The 16,658-nt window shown below is 63.0% G+C and carries 13 protein-coding genes; 10 read left to right on the top strand and 3 right to left on the bottom strand.

The window, feature by feature from the left end; translation table 11 throughout:
• Positions 1-253: 253 nt before the first annotated feature.
• The 3 genes from NKH17_RS03960 to NKH17_RS03950 all read left to right on the top strand — a co-directional run bounded on the left by NKH17_RS03960 (position 254) and on the right by NKH17_RS03950 (position 3,934).
• On the top strand, positions 254-1,987 hold the full coding sequence (locus NKH17_RS03960; protein ID WP_502910579.1) for a chloride channel protein: 1,734 nt from the start codon (positions 254-256) through the stop codon (positions 1,985-1,987).
• 149 nt (positions 1,988-2,136) lie between these two features.
• Positions 2,137-2,556: a DOPA 4,5-dioxygenase family protein gene (locus NKH17_RS03955; protein WP_352897033.1), complete on the top strand. Its 420-nt coding sequence runs from the start codon at positions 2,137-2,139 to the stop codon at positions 2,554-2,556.
• Positions 2,557-2,917: 361 nt separating this feature from the next.
• Positions 2,918-3,934, top strand: a complete 1,017-nt coding sequence (locus NKH17_RS03950) for an aminopeptidase (RefSeq protein ID WP_352800008.1) — start codon at positions 2,918-2,920, stop codon at positions 3,932-3,934.
• Between the two features lie 358 nt (positions 3,935-4,292).
• Here the strand turns inward: NKH17_RS03950 and NKH17_RS03945 are convergent, their stop codons facing one another.
• Positions 4,293-7,145, bottom strand: coding sequence for an ATP-binding protein (locus NKH17_RS03945; RefSeq protein ID WP_352897031.1), 2,853 nt, complete (start codon positions 7,143-7,145; stop codon positions 4,293-4,295).
• 224 nt (positions 7,146-7,369) lie between these two features.
• Between NKH17_RS03945 and NKH17_RS03940 the strand changes: the two genes are divergently transcribed.
• The 7 genes from NKH17_RS03940 (at position 7,370) to NKH17_RS03910 (ending at position 13,954) form a co-directional block, all read left to right on the top strand.
• Positions 7,370-8,731: an epoxide hydrolase family protein gene (locus NKH17_RS03940; RefSeq protein WP_352478274.1), complete on the top strand. Its 1,362-nt coding sequence runs from the start codon at positions 7,370-7,372 to the stop codon at positions 8,729-8,731.
• An 87-nt stretch (positions 8,732-8,818) separates the two neighbouring features.
• A complete protein-coding gene (locus NKH17_RS03935) occupies positions 8,819-9,247 on the top strand; it encodes a DUF6130 family protein (protein ID WP_352647557.1) in 429 nt (142 codons plus the stop codon).
• Positions 9,244-10,578 carry an epoxide hydrolase family protein gene (locus NKH17_RS03930; protein ID WP_352647555.1) on the top strand — a complete coding sequence of 445 codons (1,335 nt, stop codon included), beginning with the start codon at positions 9,244-9,246 and terminating at the stop codon, positions 10,576-10,578. The genes NKH17_RS03935 and NKH17_RS03930 overlap by 4 nt, the downstream gene beginning before the upstream one ends.
• 49 nt (positions 10,579-10,627) lie before the next feature.
• Entirely contained in the window at positions 10,628-11,224 is a 597-nt protein-coding gene (locus tag NKH17_RS03925) for a VOC family protein (RefSeq protein ID WP_352897028.1), read from the top strand.
• Positions 11,225-11,296: 72 nt separating this feature from the next.
• On the top strand, positions 11,297-12,415 hold the full coding sequence (locus tag NKH17_RS03920; protein WP_352897026.1) for a redoxin family protein: 1,119 nt from the start codon (positions 11,297-11,299) through the stop codon (positions 12,413-12,415).
• 43 nt (positions 12,416-12,458) lie between these two features.
• On the top strand, positions 12,459-13,478 hold the full coding sequence (locus tag NKH17_RS03915; protein WP_352897137.1) for an alpha/beta fold hydrolase: 1,020 nt from the start codon (positions 12,459-12,461) through the stop codon (positions 13,476-13,478).
• Between the two features lie 56 nt (positions 13,479-13,534).
• Positions 13,535-13,954 (top strand): Ohr family peroxiredoxin, encoded by a 420-nt coding sequence (locus tag NKH17_RS03910; RefSeq protein WP_352478285.1) that lies wholly within the window; start codon positions 13,535-13,537, stop codon positions 13,952-13,954.
• Positions 13,955-14,147: 193 nt separating this feature from the next.
• Here NKH17_RS03910 and NKH17_RS03905 read toward each other — a convergent pair whose 3' ends face one another.
• On the bottom strand, positions 14,148-14,393 hold the full coding sequence (locus tag NKH17_RS03905) for a MoaD/ThiS family protein (RefSeq protein WP_023675441.1): 246 nt from the start codon (positions 14,391-14,393) through the stop codon (positions 14,148-14,150).
• Positions 14,393-16,657: a xanthine dehydrogenase family protein molybdopterin-binding subunit gene (locus tag NKH17_RS03900; protein WP_352897136.1), complete on the bottom strand. Its 2,265-nt coding sequence runs from the start codon at positions 16,655-16,657 to the stop codon at positions 14,393-14,395. The genes NKH17_RS03905 and NKH17_RS03900 overlap by 1 nt, the downstream gene beginning before the upstream one ends.
• Between the last annotated feature and the right edge of the window lies 1 nt (position 16,658).

Below are 16,658 nucleotides of genomic sequence, written 5' to 3'. Positions count from 1 at the left end.
TTTGCAGCCACGGTCGCCGGCGCATATAGCTTCGGGTTGACGTTTACGTCAACGCGGCTCTCCGAGATGAAGATGGGGTTTATCGCCGCAGCATCACGCGGGCATGAGACCTTGGCGACCGGAACGTTGCCATGCGATGTTGCCGAGGGTATCAGGCACCACTCCCCCTTGGATATCGGCGAGCCGCCCGGTGCTTTCCAGAAAAGAACCGCCCAGAAACGAACCGCAAGTCTATGCCCGCCGGTTGCGCGCGGTGCTGATCAGATCTATCCCGCTGCTCGAGGCACGCGGCATTGCCGTGGTCATTCTGGCGGCTCTGGTCGGGATGATGGCGGGTGCGCTGGTCACCGGCATGAGCGGACTGGTGCAGGTCCTGCATGGGCTTATGTTCGGCGTTCAGCCCGGCGGTCGGCTTTCGGCGATGTTTTCGCTGCAAAGGCCGGAGCAGGCGCTGATACCGGCGATCGGCGGCATCCTGCTCGGGCTGACGGTGATCTGGCTGAGAAAGCGGAAGTTCCGCACGCCGGTCGATCCGATCGAAGCCAATGCACTTTACGGCGGCCGCATGTCGCTGACCGATACCTTCATCATCGCCGGGCAGACGATGATCTCGAGCGGCTTCGGCGCTTCGGTCGGGCTCGAGGCCGGCTATACGCAGGTGGGTTCGGGCCTGGCGTCGCGGCTGGCGCGCTTGTTCAGGCTGCGCCGCAACGATGTCCGCATCCTGGTCGGCTGCGGTGCCGCCGGCGCGATCGCCGCCGCTTTCGACGCGCCGCTGACCGGCGCCTTCTACGGTTTCGAGCTGGTCATCGGCATCTACTCGGTCGCCAATGTCGCGCCGGTAATGGCCGCCGCGATCTCAGCCTCGCTTACCGCCGAGGTGTTCGGCGGCGTGCCGTTTCCGCTGGAGCTCGCCGGTCTGCCGGCGCTCACCGTCAGCCAGTATTTGCCGTACATGCTGCTCGGGCTTCTGGGGGGCGGCGCTTCCATCGCCATCATGCATCTGGTGAGCATGATCGAGCGCGTCTTTGCCCGGCTGTCGATCGACGCCTCGCTGCGGCCAGCTATCGGCGGCGTGATGGTCGGGCTGATGGGCCTGGTCACGCCACAGGTCCTGTCCAGCGGCCATGGCGCGCTGCACCGCGAATTCGCGATGAATTACGGGCTGGCCGCGGTGGCCAGCGTCTTCGTGCTGAAGCTGGCGGCGTCGGCGATCTCGCTCGGCTCCGGCTTCCGCGGCGGCCTGTTCTTTGCCTCGCTGTTCCTCGGCGCGCTGCTCGGCAAGATGTTTGCCGGTGCTATGGCATTCGTCTCGCCGGCGACCGGCATCGACCCGGCCGTCGCCGCCGTCGTCGGCATGACCTCGCTCGCCGTCGGCGTCGTCGGCGGCCCGTTGACGATGACCTTCCTGGCGCTGGAATCGACCCGTGACCTGACGCTGACCGGCGTGGTGCTGGCCGCCTCGCTGATGGCGGCGATCCTGGTGCGCGAAACTTTCGGCTATTCCTTCTCGACATGGCGTTTTCACCTGCGCGGCGAAACCATCCGCAGCGCTCATGATGTCGGCTGGATGCGCAGCCTGACTGTCGGCTCGATGATGCGAAAGGATGTCCGCACCATCGACGCCTCGACGACGCTTGCGGAATTCCGCAAGCAGGTGCCGCTCGGTGCCTCGCAGCGCGTCATCGCGGTCGACGCCGACCTACATTATGTCGGTGTGCTGATCGTCGCCGAATTGCACAGCCATTTGTCGGATGACGAGATGCCGGTTAAGTCCTTCGTCAAGTTCAAGGACGCGGTGCTGGTGCCGAGCATGAACGTGCAATCGGCCGCCGAGACTTTTCAGCGCGCCGGCGCCGAGGAATTGGCGGTGGTCGAGGATTTCACCGACCGCAAGGTGGTCGGGCTGCTGACCGAAGGCCATCTGATGCGGCGCTATGCCGAGGAACTCGACAAGGCGCGGCGCGATCTGTCGGGCGAGGGCTAGCGCACGTAACCGGCTAGGTCTTGGTCATCAATGGTAGTGAGACGGTTGTCCCGGTTTTCCCCCTGCAAGAGGCGGCATCAACGCAGCCTCGACAAGGTCGACCTTCCATGCTTCGGGTCTGCCGGTAATCATCGAAGGAGAGCATCAAGGTGAACGAAGACGCCGCCAGTCCAAGGCCGCTTTCGGAAATTGTCAGCTATCACGCGCATATCTACTATGACGGGCAGGCCGAGCGGCAGCATGCCGAATGGCTGCGCCTGCGCATCGGCGAGCGTTTCCGCGTGCGCCTGGGCAACTGGCGCGACGAGCCGGTCGGCCCGCACGAACAGGCCATGTATCAGGTCTCCTTCGCCACCGGGATTTTCGCTACGCTGGTTCCATGGCTGATGCTGAACCATGGCGGCCTGAGCATCCTCATCCATCCCAACACCACCAACCCCAAGCGCGACCATCTGGTCAACCCGATCTGGATAGGGCGGCCGTTGGGGGTGCACGGCGAGGTTCTCGGCGAGGAGGATGAGGCGGAGGAGGCGCTGGAGGTGAATACGCAGCCGACGTTGGGGGTGTAGCAGGGCAATGGCATAGGGCAACCAAGGTCTTCGCTCTACGAGTACCCCACCCCTAACCCCTCCCCACAAGGGGGAGGGAAACTTCTGTTGGCGCTGACCTCGGCAAATTGCATGCCCTTTCAATGCTAAGGAGGACGTAAAGGTGCGCGGCAGCGTTCCCCCTTGTGGGGGGTTAGGGTGGGGTCCTCCTCGCAAGAATCTCATATGCGGTTGTCGGGGCGGGCGAAGAGTGCGGTAACTTTGGGCCGGTGTCTGCTTGACGAAGATCGGTGCTCTGTTTGAGAACGGGAGCTGCATGGGCAGACAAGCAAGCGGTGGGCAAACTGTGAGGCGCGTTCTTCGAATACTGGCCGCGCTGACCATGGCGTTCGGGGTGGCCGGCTGCACAAGCATTTCCTACTACGCGCAGTCGCTGGAGGGTCATGTACGGATCATGGCGGCGCGCAAGAATATTGGAAGACTGATCCGTGATCCTTCGACGCCCAGGGCATTGCGCAGCAAGCTGACGTCGGCGAGCGCCATAAGACAATTCGCGACAGATGAACTGGCTCTGCCTGACAACAGCAGCTATCGCAGCTACGTCGACATCCACCGGGACGCTGTGACTTGGGCCGTTTTTGCCGCGCCGCAATTCTCGCTCGCGCCGAAAACATGGTGCTTTCCGGTTTTCGGCTGCGTTCCGTACCGGGGTTACTTCTCCCGGAAATCCGCGACGGACAGCGCTGTCGCGCTTCAGAGACAGGGGCTGGACGTCTACGTCACAGGCATCACCGCCTATTCCACGCTGGGCTGGTCCAGTGACCCGTTGCTCAGCACCATGCTTCGTCAGGACGACATTTATCTCGCAAGCCTTGTCTTCCATGAACTGGCGCATCAGCGCCTCTATGTGGAGGGCGATTCCGCGTTCAACGAGGCTTTCGCGGTTGCCGTCGAAACCACCGGCACAAGGAAATGGCTCCGCGCCGCCGGCGATCGGGCCGGATTGCGCCGCTACGAAGTCGCTCGCAAGCGCAGCGCCGATTTTCTCAAACTGGTGTCGAAAACGCGCGACGAGCTGGCCCAGGTCTATCGAAGTCCCCGTACCCCGGAGCAGATGGCGGCCGCCAAGGCAGCGGCGATCGAAACGCTGCGGCTGCGCTACCGGCACATGCGCGACCGGCGCTGGGCCGGATCCCGGGGATACGACCGCTGGTTCGATACGCCGATCAACAACGCCAAGCTCGCCGCGACTTCCGTCTACGGCGAACAGGTTCCGGCATTTCTTCGCCTGTTCGACCTGTGTTCCGGCGACTATCCAAGGTTCTACGCGTCAGTTCGACGGATCGCGGACAAACCGTCCCGCGCCGAAGCGCTGAAGGCGGTGAAAAGCTGTGATTGAGTTGAACAGGCGCGGCGGGCTGAGCCCACCAACCCTCGCCGCGACCGTCTGGTCGACCCGATCTGGATCGGGCGGGCGCTGGGAGTGCACGGGGAGATTCTGGGAGAGGACGATGAGCCGGAAGAGGCGCTGGAGGTGAATACGGAGCCGACGCTGGAGGCGTAGGGCGGGGTGCCCTTCGGTATGTGAGGTTCGGCGTCTGAAATCGCATGTGCCTGCAGTGCAGTTCAGGCGGGCATGACCGGCCGCTTTGCGCCCAATTCCAGTCACTACGACAGTGCCGTCCTTCGCCAAAAGCGGCCATCACGAAATTCACAGGCCACAAGCAACTTTACTCCTAAAGCAGAGGTCACGATTGCTACCTCAGCGTAGCCAGAAGGTGCTCGGCAGCCTTAACATCCGCAGTGTCCTGGCCCTCAACGAAATGCTCCACGACTGGTTGCAAGAGCTCGCGAGCGCTATCCGCCTCCCTTCGCCCGGCCATCAGCGTCGCCATGTCGGTTGCGGTTCGCAACTCCCATGCCCGTGCGCGCTGACTTCGGCTCAACTCCAGTGCCTGCATGAGGTAGGCGGCAGCTTCATCACGGTTGCGCTCCGACTGGAGAAGGAGGCTTCCCTTCATCCGGAGCAACTCCGGGAGGTACAATTGATCGCCGTTCTGTTCGACTTGACCAAGCGACTCGTCGATCAACGCAATGGCTTCATCAACCTGACCGGTCGCGGACAGTCCCCTAACTAGCGAGAGATTGAGCGGCGTCGTAAGCAATTCATAAGGCGCCGCGTGGAGCTTCTGAAGAGATGTCTGCAGGCCCTCGACGCCGCTTTTTGCATCGCCGTGACGGATCGCGACTTCGCTTTTGAAGCCCCGACCGACCAGCAGGTAAGGAGTCATGGAATGGGATTCCGCGCGGGCGATGAGCATATCTATGTACGCCTCGGCGCTCTTCAGGTCGCCGGTCCAAAGGAAGACCGATATCGCCCAGATCAACGCGATCGCCAACGTTAGAGAATGATCCATGGCGGCAGCCTCTTCGACGGCCTGTCGGGCGTGTGCCATGGCTTGATCCGGATGGCCTTGTAGCCAAAGGTTCCTCGCCAGGATGGCCCTGGCCAGGATTTTGCCTTCGAACCCCAGATAGATCGTCGTGGTCCGCTGGGAGCGCGGCCCACGGTCGAGCGCCGCCTCCAGCTCTGCGCGGGCCTGCGCGAGGTCGCCTCGCAGGTGGAGCGAGATGCCCAGGATCGAGTGTGCCAGCGCGCTGGCGACCGAGTCGTCCAAGGTCGCGGCTGTGGCTGAACAACGCCTTGCAAACTCAAGGGCGGTTGCGAAATTGCCCGTCCGCAGATGGAACATGTTGAGCGGACCCAACAGACGCACCCGGTCCAGCGGATTGCCGCGCTCCTCGGCGATCGCCAGGCTCCTCTCCAGAGCTACGCGCGCCCTGTCGCGTCCTCCCCGCATGAACATGAAGGACACGCCGAGGGCTGCCTGAAGATGCATCTCGTCAAGTCCGCCGCGGGCGGCATCGTCGAAAGCGAATATTGCTCTTTCAGACCAGCGATGACACTCCGGCAACAAGGACATTGCCAGGAAAACCGGCGCGACAGCGGTGGCGAGTCCGACGCCGATGTCGGCGTTTCCGCTGTCGCCGAAGCACCATTCCAAGGCAGCCCGGACATTGTTGATGGCGGCGAAGTGAGGCGCCCGCTCCTCACCGGTCGCCAGGCTTGGCCACTCGATCCCGGTCTGCTCCAGCCATCTCCGATAGTAGGCGGCGTGGCGCACTGCCAGATCGGCAGCCTCGGCGTCATCGATCGGGATGTCGAGAACGTAGGCGCGCGTCGTATCGAGGAGCCTGTAGCGCATCATTGCTCCGACCGGACGCGTCGCCACGATCGATTTGGCGACAAGACTGTCCATGGCGCCAAGGACGGTCGATCGGTCGAGGGTCGCGCTCGTCACCACCTCCAGTGCAGCATCGAGCGTGAAATGACCGACGAATACAGCGAGCCTGCGAAGCACCACGCGCTCAAGGTCGGTCAGGAGCCCCAAGCTCCAGTCTAGTGTCGCCTGCAGGGTTTGCTGACGCGGCGGCGCGGTCCGCGAACCGAGCCACAGCAGTGTCAGGCGTTGATCAAGAAGCGCGGCGGTCTGTTGCAGCCCATAGGATTCGACGCGCCTGGCCGCCAGTTCGATGGAGAGCGCCACGCCGTCGAGCTTTCGACAGATGCTTGCGATGAGCAGGGCTTCCGCATCGCTGACGTCCAAACGAGCGCCGCCTGCCACCGCTCGTTCGACGAACAGTTGGGTGGCCGGGAAGGTCTGGACAATGGCCGCCGTTAGTCCAGGTTCGTCGGGCGGATAGGCAAGCGCATCCAATCGATAGATATGCTCGCCCTCAACCCGAAGCACCTCGCGGCTCGTTGCCAGAATGTGGACCTGTGACGTCGCATCGACGATGCTTGCTGCCAAAGGCGCCACCGCATCCAAGAGATGCTCACAGGTATCGAGGATCAAGAGAATCCGCTTGTTGCGCAAGTAAGCGATTAGGTTGGGCGTGGCATCTTCTGTTTGAACGGACAGCCCAAGCATCGAGGCGACGGCTGTCGTCACCAGACAGGGATCGCCGATCATTCCCAGATCGACGAACAGAACTGCCCCATAAAATGCGTCGATCAGATGATGCCCGACTGCGATCGCGACGGTGGTTTTACCGACACCGCCGGCGCCAACGATGGTGACGAACCGCGAAGCATTCAGCTGCGCCGACAGCTTGAGAACGTCCTCATCCCGCCCGACCATTCTGCTCAAGCGGTTTGGAAGATTCGCATGCGGAAACCCAGCGGCGATGAATGGGGCTTCGTCGTGTGTGCTTGATCGCGAGACCGGTGCAACGAAGCAATAGCCGCGCCCTGGAAGCGTCGCGATGTAACGCGCGCCATCCTTTCCATCGCCCAGCGCCTTGCGCAGCCCGGTCATGTGAAACCGCAGGCTGCCTTCCTCGACAACCACATCGGGCCAGACCCGCGACATCAGATCCTTCTTGCTGACGACTTCATTCGGCGCGGAAGTCAGGACGACAAGAATGTCGAGGGCACGCGAGCCCAACTCTACGGGAGCGCCCTCTCTTGTCAGGAGCCTTTCACCCGCAGCCAAATGGAAGGGACCAAACGATAATCCGTCTTTGGCCTGACTTGCCCTTCTCGTCATGGCGTCTCTTCTTTTGGGAGCCGCCTGCACCCAGCGCCTCAGTTTAAGTCAAGGAACGCTCCCGCACCATAGGGAGTCTCCACTGTCTGGCCCCTCCTACCTGCTCAAAAAAGCGGCTGGCGGGCAGCGACTAACAAGAGCTCACGACGCATAACGGGCTAATCCCATCTCCCGGGGGTACGTCAAGCAGTGCAGATCGCATCCATCAACCCCAGGAGAGTCCCATGGACACGACCAGAACCTCCGAAACAATCGACCAGGATCGCCGGCGACTCTTGGGCACTGCCGCGGTCGGCATCGCCGCCGCAGGCGCCGCGAGCCTGCTCCCGTCACACAAGGCCGCCGCATCAACCAGCGATGACATCCGTCCCTTCACCGTTAGCTTCCCGCAGGAGGAGCTCACCGAGCTTCGCCGGCGCATCGTCGCTACGCGCTGGCCCGAGGGCGAGCTCGTATCCGACGAGGCCTCCCGGCGGATCTGGTCGACCCCTGCGACGGTAGGGCCAACGCAGGGCGTGCAACTCGCCACGATGCAGAAGCTCATGCAGTATTGGGGAACGGAATATGATTGGAGCAAATGCGAGGCGCGGTTGAAGGCGCTGCCGAATTTCGTCACCGAGATCGACGGCCTCGACATCCACTTCATCCACGTGAAATCCAAACATCGGGGCGCACTGCCTGTCATCATCACGCATGGCTGGCCCGGTTCGGTCATCGAACTCCTGAAGATCATCGATCCGTTCACCAATCCCACTGCGCACGGCGGTACCGCGGCCGACGCGTTCGACGTGGTGATCCCGTCGATGCCGGGCTACGGCTTTTCCGACAAGCCCACCGAAACCGGTTGGGATCCGGGGCGCATCGCGCGGGCGTGGATCGTGCTGATGAAACGCCTCGGCTACGACCGCTACGTCGCGCAGGGCGGCGATTGGGGAGCACTCATCACGGAACAGATGGCCCTGATCGCACCTCCCGAGCTGGTCGCCATCCACACGAATATGCCGGGGACCATTCCGCCGGAGATCGTGAAGGCGCTAGCCTCCGGCGGTCCGCCCCCCGCCGATCTTGGCCCCGACGAGAAGCGTGCCTACGAGCAGGTAGCGTTCTTCTACAAAAACGGCCTGGGCTACGCCAACGAAATGGCTCTTCGTCCGCAAACTCTCTACGGGATCGTCGATTCACCGGCCGGCCTGGCGGCGTGGATCCTCGACCACGATGCGGACAGTTATGCGCTGATCGCCCGTTCCTTCGATGGAGAGCCGGAGGGCCTTACCCGCGACGACATCCTCGACAACATCACGTTCTACTGGCTGACGAACACGGCGATCTCGTCGGCGCGTCTCTATTGGGAACATACGCAAACGGCGAAGGCTGGCTTCTTCGACGCCAAGGGCATCACAATTCCCGTCGGTGCGACTGCGAACCCCAGCGAAATCTACACCGCACCGAAGAGTTGGACCGAACGCGCGTTCCCGAAGCTTCTGCACTATGGCCGCACGGACAAGGGCTGCCATTTCGCCGCCTGGGAGCAGCCGAAGAGTTTCACCGATGAGGTGCGCGCAACATTCAAGACGTTGCAGACATGACGTGTTGGCGGGGGATGGCGCGCCGGACGCGCGTCATCTTCCGCCCAGCGATAGCTGCGTAGCGAACCTCCGAAGGGAGCGACTGCAATGAACCCTCTCATCAAGACGCTCGCCGCACTCGCGGCTTGCACCGTGCTCGCCACGGGCGCGTTTGCCCAGAGTACAGTCGTTCCCATCGACAACGAGCCCGCACCCAAGCTGATCGTGGAGCCGCCGCTTCCGGGTCCGCTGGCCGGCGGCGTCGTGTTCATCCCGTACCGGGTGGAGAACTTGCGCATCCTGCCTGTGGGCGGGGCGGCCGCGCGCAACGTGTCTCCGCGGGTCGGGCATCTGCACGTCACCGTCGACGACCTGCCTTGGGCGTGGGCGGACTACGGTCAGAGCAACACCATCATCTTGGTGGGAATGCCAAGCGGCCAGCACATGGTGCTGATCGAGGTGGTGGATCCAGAAGGCAAAGTCTTCACCAAACAAACGGTGACGTTCCACACTCCGGACAAGACGGTGCAGCCATGAGGCTCGACCAACTGGCGGCCGTGCTGGCATTCGGGCTTTGCGTCCTTTCCGCGCCCGCCTCCGCCAACCCGGTTGAGGATCGCTCGATCCGGCCCTTCAAAGTCTATGTGCCGCAAGCGCCGCTCGATGATCTTCGCAGTCGCATTGCGCAGACACGGTGGCCCGACCGGGAGACGGTCGATGACCAGTCGCAGGGCATACAGCTCGCGAAGATCAGGCCGCTCGTCGAGTATTGGGGCACGGCCTACGACTGGCGGACAGCGGAAGCGAAGCTGAATTCCCTGCCCCAGTTCATGACCACGATCGACGGCGTGGAAATCCACTTCATTCACGTTCGCTCGAAACATCCCAATGCCCTGCCGCTGATCATGACGCATGGCTGGCCCGGCTCGGTGCTCGAACTGCTCAAGACCGTCGGCCCGCTCACCGATCCCACGGCGCATGGCGGTAGCCCGGAAGACGCGTTCGACCTCGTACTGCCGTCGTTGCCGGGTTTCGGCTTCTCCGGCAAACCCACAGATACTGGCTGGGGTACAGACCGAATTGCACGAGCCTGGGCAGAGCTGATGAAGCGCCTTGGCTACACAGATTACGTCGCCCAGGGCGGCGACTGGGGCTCTCCCGTTTCGAATGCAATGGGACGTCTGGCCCCGGCAGGCCTGCTCGGCATTCATGTCAACCTGCCGGCTGTCGTACCGCCAGAGATTGCCGCGGTGCTCGCCGCCGGCGGACCGGCGCCGTCGGGGCTCACGGACAAGGAGCGCGCGGCCTTCGATGCGCTCAGCATGGCCGCCAAGATGGGGAACAGATCCTACGCCACGATGATGGGCACCCGGCCCCAGACGATCGGTTACGCCATCAATGACTCCCCCGCAGGGCTCGCCGCTTGGATGCTCGGACATCCGGGCTTTTCGGGCTGGACCTACGACAAAAGCGACCCTGAAAAGTCGCCTGACGAAGTGCTGGACGATATCACGCTGTACTGGCTGACGAACACCGCCACCTCGTCCGGGCGAATTTACTGGGAGTACGGCGGCGGGCGCAGTCCCGTTTTTGCCGGCGCTGAAAAGACCAGCGAAGTCTCGCTGCCGGTGGCCATCACGGTCTTTCCGGGCGAAGGCTATCGGGCCCCCGAGACCTGGGCCCGGCGCGCCTACCCCAACCTGATCTACTTCCATGAGGTCGACAAAGGCGGCCACTTCGCCGCGTGGGAGCAGCCGGAGCTCTTTTCTGCCGAGTTGCGCGCCGCGTTCAGGCCGCTGCGGCAAACCAAACAACCACCTCACTCGAAAGGAACGACAAATGTCTCAAACCATGAAAACGCCCCATGACGAAAAGCGCGAAACTGCGACCGGGACCCTCAAAAAGCAGGCGCTCGACATGAAGCTCGAGGTCGTGGTCATCCCCGTCTCGGACGTCGATCGCGCCAAGAGCTTTTATAGCGGCCTGGGCTGGCGGCTCGACGGCGATTTCGTCGTCGGCGATACGTTCCGGGGTGTGCAGTTCACACCTCCGGGCTCGCCTGCCTCGATCCACTTCGGCACGGGGATCACGACGGCGGCGCCCGGCTCGGCAAGCGGACTTTATCTTGTCGTGTCGGACATCGAGGCGGCGCGCGTCGAGCTCATTGGCCACGGCGCCGAGGTCAGCGAGGCGTTTCACCGCACAGGTCCCGGCAGGCCGGCGGTCAAGGGGCGCGATCCCGAGCGGCGCAGCTACTCCTCGTTCGCTACGTTCAAGGACCCGGACGGCAACGAATGGCTGCTGCAGGAAATCACCACCCGCTTTCCCGGCCGGATCGACTCCAATGTCACGACCTACGCTTCCGGAGCGGATCTTGCTGCCGGGCTGCGACGCGCGTCGGAGGCCCACGGCGAGCACGAGAAGCGCAACGGCGGCCAGCGCGATGAGAACTGGCCGGACTGGTACGCGGAATACATGGTGGCTGAGCAGGCCGGCAAAGAGCTTCCGCTTTGAAGGATTCAGCGCGCAGCGCGCCGCCGAATCGTCTGCGCGGCGATATCGATCGAAACTGAAAAGGCGTCGTCGATGAAAGCAACCAAGCTGCTCGTCGCCGTGGCGCTCGCACTGGCAATCGGGGCTCCGATTGCCAGTTTTCTGGGAGACACGAATGTGGCTCAGCCGATAGCCTCCGCACCGATGAGGGTTCCGTTTCTTCACGGACTTTTCTCCCTCCAGTTTGAGGGTCAATCCGAGCTTGCTTCGCTTGGCGTGGCGAACGAGTGGATAAATTCGCCGCCGCTGACGCCGTCGGCTTTGCATGGCAAGGTCGTCCTCATCGATTTCTGGACCTACACCTGCATCAACTGGCTGCGCACGCTTCCCTACGTTCAGACCTGGGACGAGAAATACCGGAAGCATGGTTTGGTGGTGATCGGAATCCACGCGCCGGAGTTCGCGTTCGAAAAAGACCTGAACAACGTGCACCGGGCGGTGAAAGACCTGGGGATCGATTACCCGATCGCCGTCGACAATGACCATCTCATATGGCGGGCTTTCAGCAACCAGTACTGGCCGGCACTCTATTTCGTCGATTCGCGAGGACGCGTCCGGTATCACCACTTTGGCGAGGGCTCATACCAACAGTCGGAAATGGTCATCCAGGAATTGCTGACTGAGGCTGGCGCCGGCGGATTCGACCGTGAGCCTGTGTCGGTGGATGCCCGCGGCATCGAAGCCGCGGCCGATTGGGAGACCCTCAAGTCTCTGGAAAATTATCTCGGCTACGAACGCACCCAGAATTTTGCCTCCGGCGATGAAGCGGTCTTGGACGCGCCGCACATCTACGACGTGCCGGCGCGACTACGCCTGAATGAGTGGGGGCTGTCTGGCAGTTGGACGGTAAGGAAAGAAACCGCCGTACTGAACAAGTCCGATGGCCGCATCGCGTACCGTTTTCACGCGCGCGACCTTCATCTGGTCATGGGTCCGGCAGCGCCGGGAACGTCTGTGAGATTTCGCGTGCTGATCGACGGACAGCCGCCAGGCACGGCTCACGGCATCGACGTCAATGAAAAGGGCGAAGGCGCAGTGACAGAGCAGCGCCTGTACCAACTGATCCGACAATCGAAACCCATCATCGATCGGCAGTTCGAGATCGAGTTTCTCGACTCAGGCGTGGAGGTCTTTGCATTCACGTTCGGCTGATCGCCCGCGCAAGGATAGAGGTTCCCAAATGCATTCACTCAATATCCCGGATGAGATCGACCAAGATCGCCGTCGGTTCTTTGGCGCCGCCGCGATGGCTGTCGCCGCCACTCAGTTCGGCCTGATCGGCCCGGCACAAGCGCAACAGACGACTGGCGAGCCTGCGGCGTCCTTTGGGCCCTTGAAGCGGATCGAGGCCGGCGTGCTGAGCGTCGGCTATGCGGAACTTGGACCGACCGACGGCCCGCCCGTCATCCTGCTACCTGGCTGGCCGTATGACATCCACACCTATGCCGATGTCGCTCCCCTGCTTGCCGCAAAGGGGTACCGCGTGATTGTGCCCTACCTGCGCGGCTACGGCACTACGCGCTTCCTGTCGAACGAGACGATGCGCAACGGTCAGCAGTCTGCGATTGCCGCGGACATTGTCGCCCTGATGGACGCACTGGGCATCGAAAAGGCGACGATTGGCGGCTGCGACTGGGGCGCCCGCACGGCGAACATCATTGCTGCACTATGGCCTGAACGCTGCAAGGCGATGGTCTCGGTGAGCGGCTACCTCATCGGCAACCAGCAAGCCGGCAAGCTGCCGCTGCCACCCAAGGCCGAGCTGCAATGGTGGTATCAATATTACTTCGCCACCGATCGCGGCCGCGCCGGCTACGAGAAATACACACGGGATTTCGCCAGGCTGATCTGGCAACTCGCGTCGCCGCAGTGGAATTTCGACGATGCCACATTCGAGCGCAGCGCCGCAGCCTTCGACAATCCCGATCACGTGGCCGTTGTGATCCACAATTATCGCTGGCGGCTCGGACTCGCCGCCGGCGAGCAGCAATACGACGCGTTCGAGGAGCGACTCGCGCAGGCACCGGTCATCGGCGTGCCGACGATCACCCTCGAAGGTGACGCCAATGGCGCGCCGCATCCGGACGCCAGCGTGTACGCCACGATGTTCCCGGCCAGATACGCGCATCGGGTCGTCACCGGCGGCATCGGGCACAACCTGCCCCAGGAAGCGCCGCAGGCCTTTGCCGATGCAGTTGTCGAAGTCGACGCCTGATGGAGTTCGCGGCAACCGCCCAAGCGGCGGTTACCGCTACCAGCAAAAGAATGCCAATGAGCCACATCGCAAGGGTTGTCTATACGGCCAGGACCGCAACCACGGGCAGCCGCGAAAATGGCGCCTCGCGCAGTTCCGACGGCCTTCTGGACATCTGGCTATCGACACCTGGATCGGCGCGCATCGGCACCAATCCGGAGCAGTTGCTCGCGGCCGGCTGGTCGGCCAGCTTCGCAAGCGCAATCGCATCTGCGGCCCACGAACGAAAAATCGCGCTGCCTGCAGGGATGAGCATCGAGGCCGAGGTGAATCTGAACTACGGAGAAAACGGCCACTTTCTTAGCGTCCAACTGGATATTGCCGTGCCGAGTCTGGAGCGCGATATGGTACAAATTCTGGTGGATGAAGCGCACGAGATTTGTCCTTACTCCAAAGCGACACGGGGCAATATCGATGTCATAATGAGGATCGTCTGATTTGACCTACATCGCTCTTCGGCGTTGAAGCTTTTGGCACCTCGCTCCCAGTCTGTTCGGGGTCAGATCATGATCATGCCCACTCGACGTGAATGTCCGCTTTCGATATCCGCGGGCTCGAAGCTGCCGGTCCGTTGTCGGCCCCATCAACGACGTTTGAGACCTTGATGCTAGGCAATGCCGACGACCTCACCTACCCCCCAGCCAACCGCGGCAACAAAAAAATCTCCGCCCCTTCCGGCAGTTCCTTCGACCAGGTGTCGCGATAGATCGTCCCGTCGATGGCGACGGCGATGCCGCGATCGATGTATGGCTCGAGGCCGGGATACTGTTCAGCCAGTTTCCTGAACAGCTCCCGAATATCCTTGGCCTCGATCTCGACCTTGCTCTTGCCTCCGGCGATCGCGCCGAGCGACCCCCAGAGCGTTACTTCGACCATCAGCCTCCCCGTTCAGCCTCGAGCGCCGCCAGGATGCGCGGCGGCGACATCGGGATATGCGTCATCCGCACGCCCGCGGCGTTCGACACCGCATTGGCGATCGCCGCCAGCGGCGGCACGATCGAGGTCTCGCCGACGCCGCGCACCCCGTAAGGATGGTTAGGGTTGGGGATCTCGAGGATCTGCGTGTCGATCATCGGCAGGTCCGAGCAGACCGGGATGCGGTAATCCAGGAAGCCAGGGTTCTGCAGCCGCCCGTCCTTGCCGTAGATATACTCCTCGTTGAGCGCCCAGCCGATGCCTTGCGCGGCACCGCCCTGGTACTGCCCCTCGACATAGGTCGGATGCACCGCCTTGCCGGCGTCCTGAACGACGGTGTAGCGCAGCACCCTGGTCGAGCCTGTCTCGGGATCCACCTCGATATCGCAGATATGGGTGGCGAAGGAGACGCCGGCGCCGTCGGCGACGAGCTCGCTATGGCCTGCGATGGGTCCGCCCGTCTTTCCGGAAGCGGCCGCGATCTCCTTCAGCGACAGCGGCGAGAGGTTGCCGTGCGTCGCGCCCTTGGCAATCGCGTGACCCTCTTCCCAGACCACGTCGTCGACGGGTATGTCCCACATCTGCGCGGCACGGTGCCTGAGGACCTTGATGGCGTTGCGAGCGGCGGAGATCGTCGCCATCGAAGACGAGAAGGTGCCGCGACTGCCGTCCGTCATATCGTTGTAGCCGAGGCTGGAGGTATCGGCGACCACCGTCTTGATCTGCTCATAGGGGATACCGAGCTCCTCCGCCGCCACCAGCGACAGCGACGCGCGGGAACCACCCACATCGACCGTGCCGACGGCAAGCGAGACCGAGCCATCCATGCCGATGTTGAGGTCGGTGCAGGTCTGGCCACCGAAGTTGAACCAGAAGCCGCAGGCCATGCCGCGGCCCTGGTTCTTTCCGAGCGGAGCCTTCATGTGCGGATGGTTCTTCGCCGCCTCCAACGTCGGCCCGATGCCGATCGGCCCATATACCGGGCCGTAGGACGATCTGGTGCCTTCCTGCGCCGCGTTCCTGATCCGAAACTCGACCGGGTCCATGCCGATCTCCTTGGCCAGCTCGTCGACCGCGCTTTCCACCGCAAACGCTGCCATCGGCGCCGACGGCGCGCGATAGGCCGCGGTCTTGGGCCGGTTGACCAGCACTTCGTAGCCGACCGTCTTGACGTTCTCGAGCTTGTAGCAGGCAAAGGCGGTCATGGCGCCGATCTCGGCCCACATGCCGGCATAGGGGCCGCAGGAATAGCGCAGCGTCGCCTCGGCCGCCGTGATCGTGCCGTCCTTGCGGGCGCCGATCCGAACATCGATCGAGGTGGCGCTGGTCGGGCCGGAGGCGCGGAACACTTCGTCGCGCGTCATGACCAGCTTGACCGGCCGCCCGGCCTTGCGCGACAGCGCCAGCGCCACCGGCTCGGCCCAGACATGGGTCTTGCCGCCGAAACCGCCGCCGATCTCCGACGAGGTGACGCGCAGCTTCGAGGCTTCCATGCCAAGCAGCTGGGCACAGTGCTGGCGGTAGACGAAATGGCCCTGCGTGCAGACCCAGAGGTCGGCGGTGCCGTCGGAGCTGACATTGGCGACGCAGGCATGCGGCTCGATATAACCCTGGTGCGTCTGCTCGGTCTTGAAGGAGCGTTCGACGACGAAATCGGCCTGGCCGAAGCCTTCATGGATGTCGCCATGGCCGTACTGGGTGCGCTTGGTGACGTTTGAAGGCTTGACGGGCTTTTCCTCGAGGCCCTCGGTGAAGATGGCGTCGTTGATCAGGGGTGCGGAGTGCTTCATCGCCTCGTCGACGTCGGTGACATGCGGCAGCACCTCGTAGTCGACCTCGATCAGCTTCAGTGCCTGCTTCGCCGTGCGGGCATCGACCGCAGCGACCGCGGCCACGGCATGGCCGTCATAGAGCGCTTTCTTGCGCGCCATGCAGTTGTCGAGGATGTCGTACATGGCGGCATCGCCGTCGGTCAGGTCGGGCAGGTCGGCCGCGGTGATCACCGCCTTGACGCCGGCGAGCTTCTCCGCCTTCGACGTGTCGATCTTCCTGATCGTGGCATGCGCATGAGGGCTTCTGAGAACGCGCCCGACCAGTTGCCCGGCCATGTTGAAGTCGGCGCCATAGCGTGCGCGGCCCGTCACCTTGTCGACACCATCGGGACGAATGGGACGCGTGCCGACAGAGGTGAAATTGCGTCCGGAGTAACGCGGATCGAAATTCATC

The sequence above is a fragment of the Mesorhizobium sp. M1334 genome, from assembly GCF_040317995.1.
Lineage (GTDB): Bacteria > Pseudomonadota > Alphaproteobacteria > Rhizobiales > Rhizobiaceae > Mesorhizobium.
The sequence above is the reverse complement of the archived record's forward strand: the minus strand, read 5'-3'. Positions and strand labels throughout refer to the sequence as shown.

Excerpts from the sequence above, each read along its gene's own strand:
- NKH17_RS03945 (WP_352897031.1), bottom strand. The coding sequence starts at position 7,145 with ATGACGAGAAGGGCAAGTCAGGCCAAAGACGGATTATCGTTTGGTCCC.
- NKH17_RS03910 (WP_352478285.1), top strand. The coding sequence starts at position 13,535 with ATGAGCCACATCGCAAGGGTTGTCTATACGGCCAGGACCGCAACCACG.
- NKH17_RS03920 (WP_352897026.1), top strand. The coding sequence starts at position 11,297 with ATGAAAGCAACCAAGCTGCTCGTCGCCGTGGCGCTCGCACTGGCAATC.
- NKH17_RS03900 (WP_352897136.1), bottom strand. The coding sequence starts at position 16,657 with ATGAATTTCGATCCGCGTTACTCCGGACGCAATTTCACCTCTGTCGGC.
- NKH17_RS03940 (WP_352478274.1), top strand. The coding sequence starts at position 7,370 with ATGGACACGACCAGAACCTCCGAAACAATCGACCAGGATCGCCGGCGA.
- NKH17_RS03925 (WP_352897028.1), top strand. The coding sequence starts at position 10,628 with ATGAAGCTCGAGGTCGTGGTCATCCCCGTCTCGGACGTCGATCGCGCC.
- NKH17_RS03935 (WP_352647557.1), top strand. The coding sequence starts at position 8,819 with ATGAACCCTCTCATCAAGACGCTCGCCGCACTCGCGGCTTGCACCGTG.
- NKH17_RS03930 (WP_352647555.1), top strand. The coding sequence starts at position 9,244 with ATGAGGCTCGACCAACTGGCGGCCGTGCTGGCATTCGGGCTTTGCGTC.
- NKH17_RS03950 (WP_352800008.1), top strand. The coding sequence starts at position 2,918 with ATGGCGTTCGGGGTGGCCGGCTGCACAAGCATTTCCTACTACGCGCAG.
- NKH17_RS03905 (WP_023675441.1), bottom strand. The coding sequence starts at position 14,393 with ATGGTCGAAGTAACGCTCTGGGGGTCGCTCGGCGCGATCGCCGGAGGC.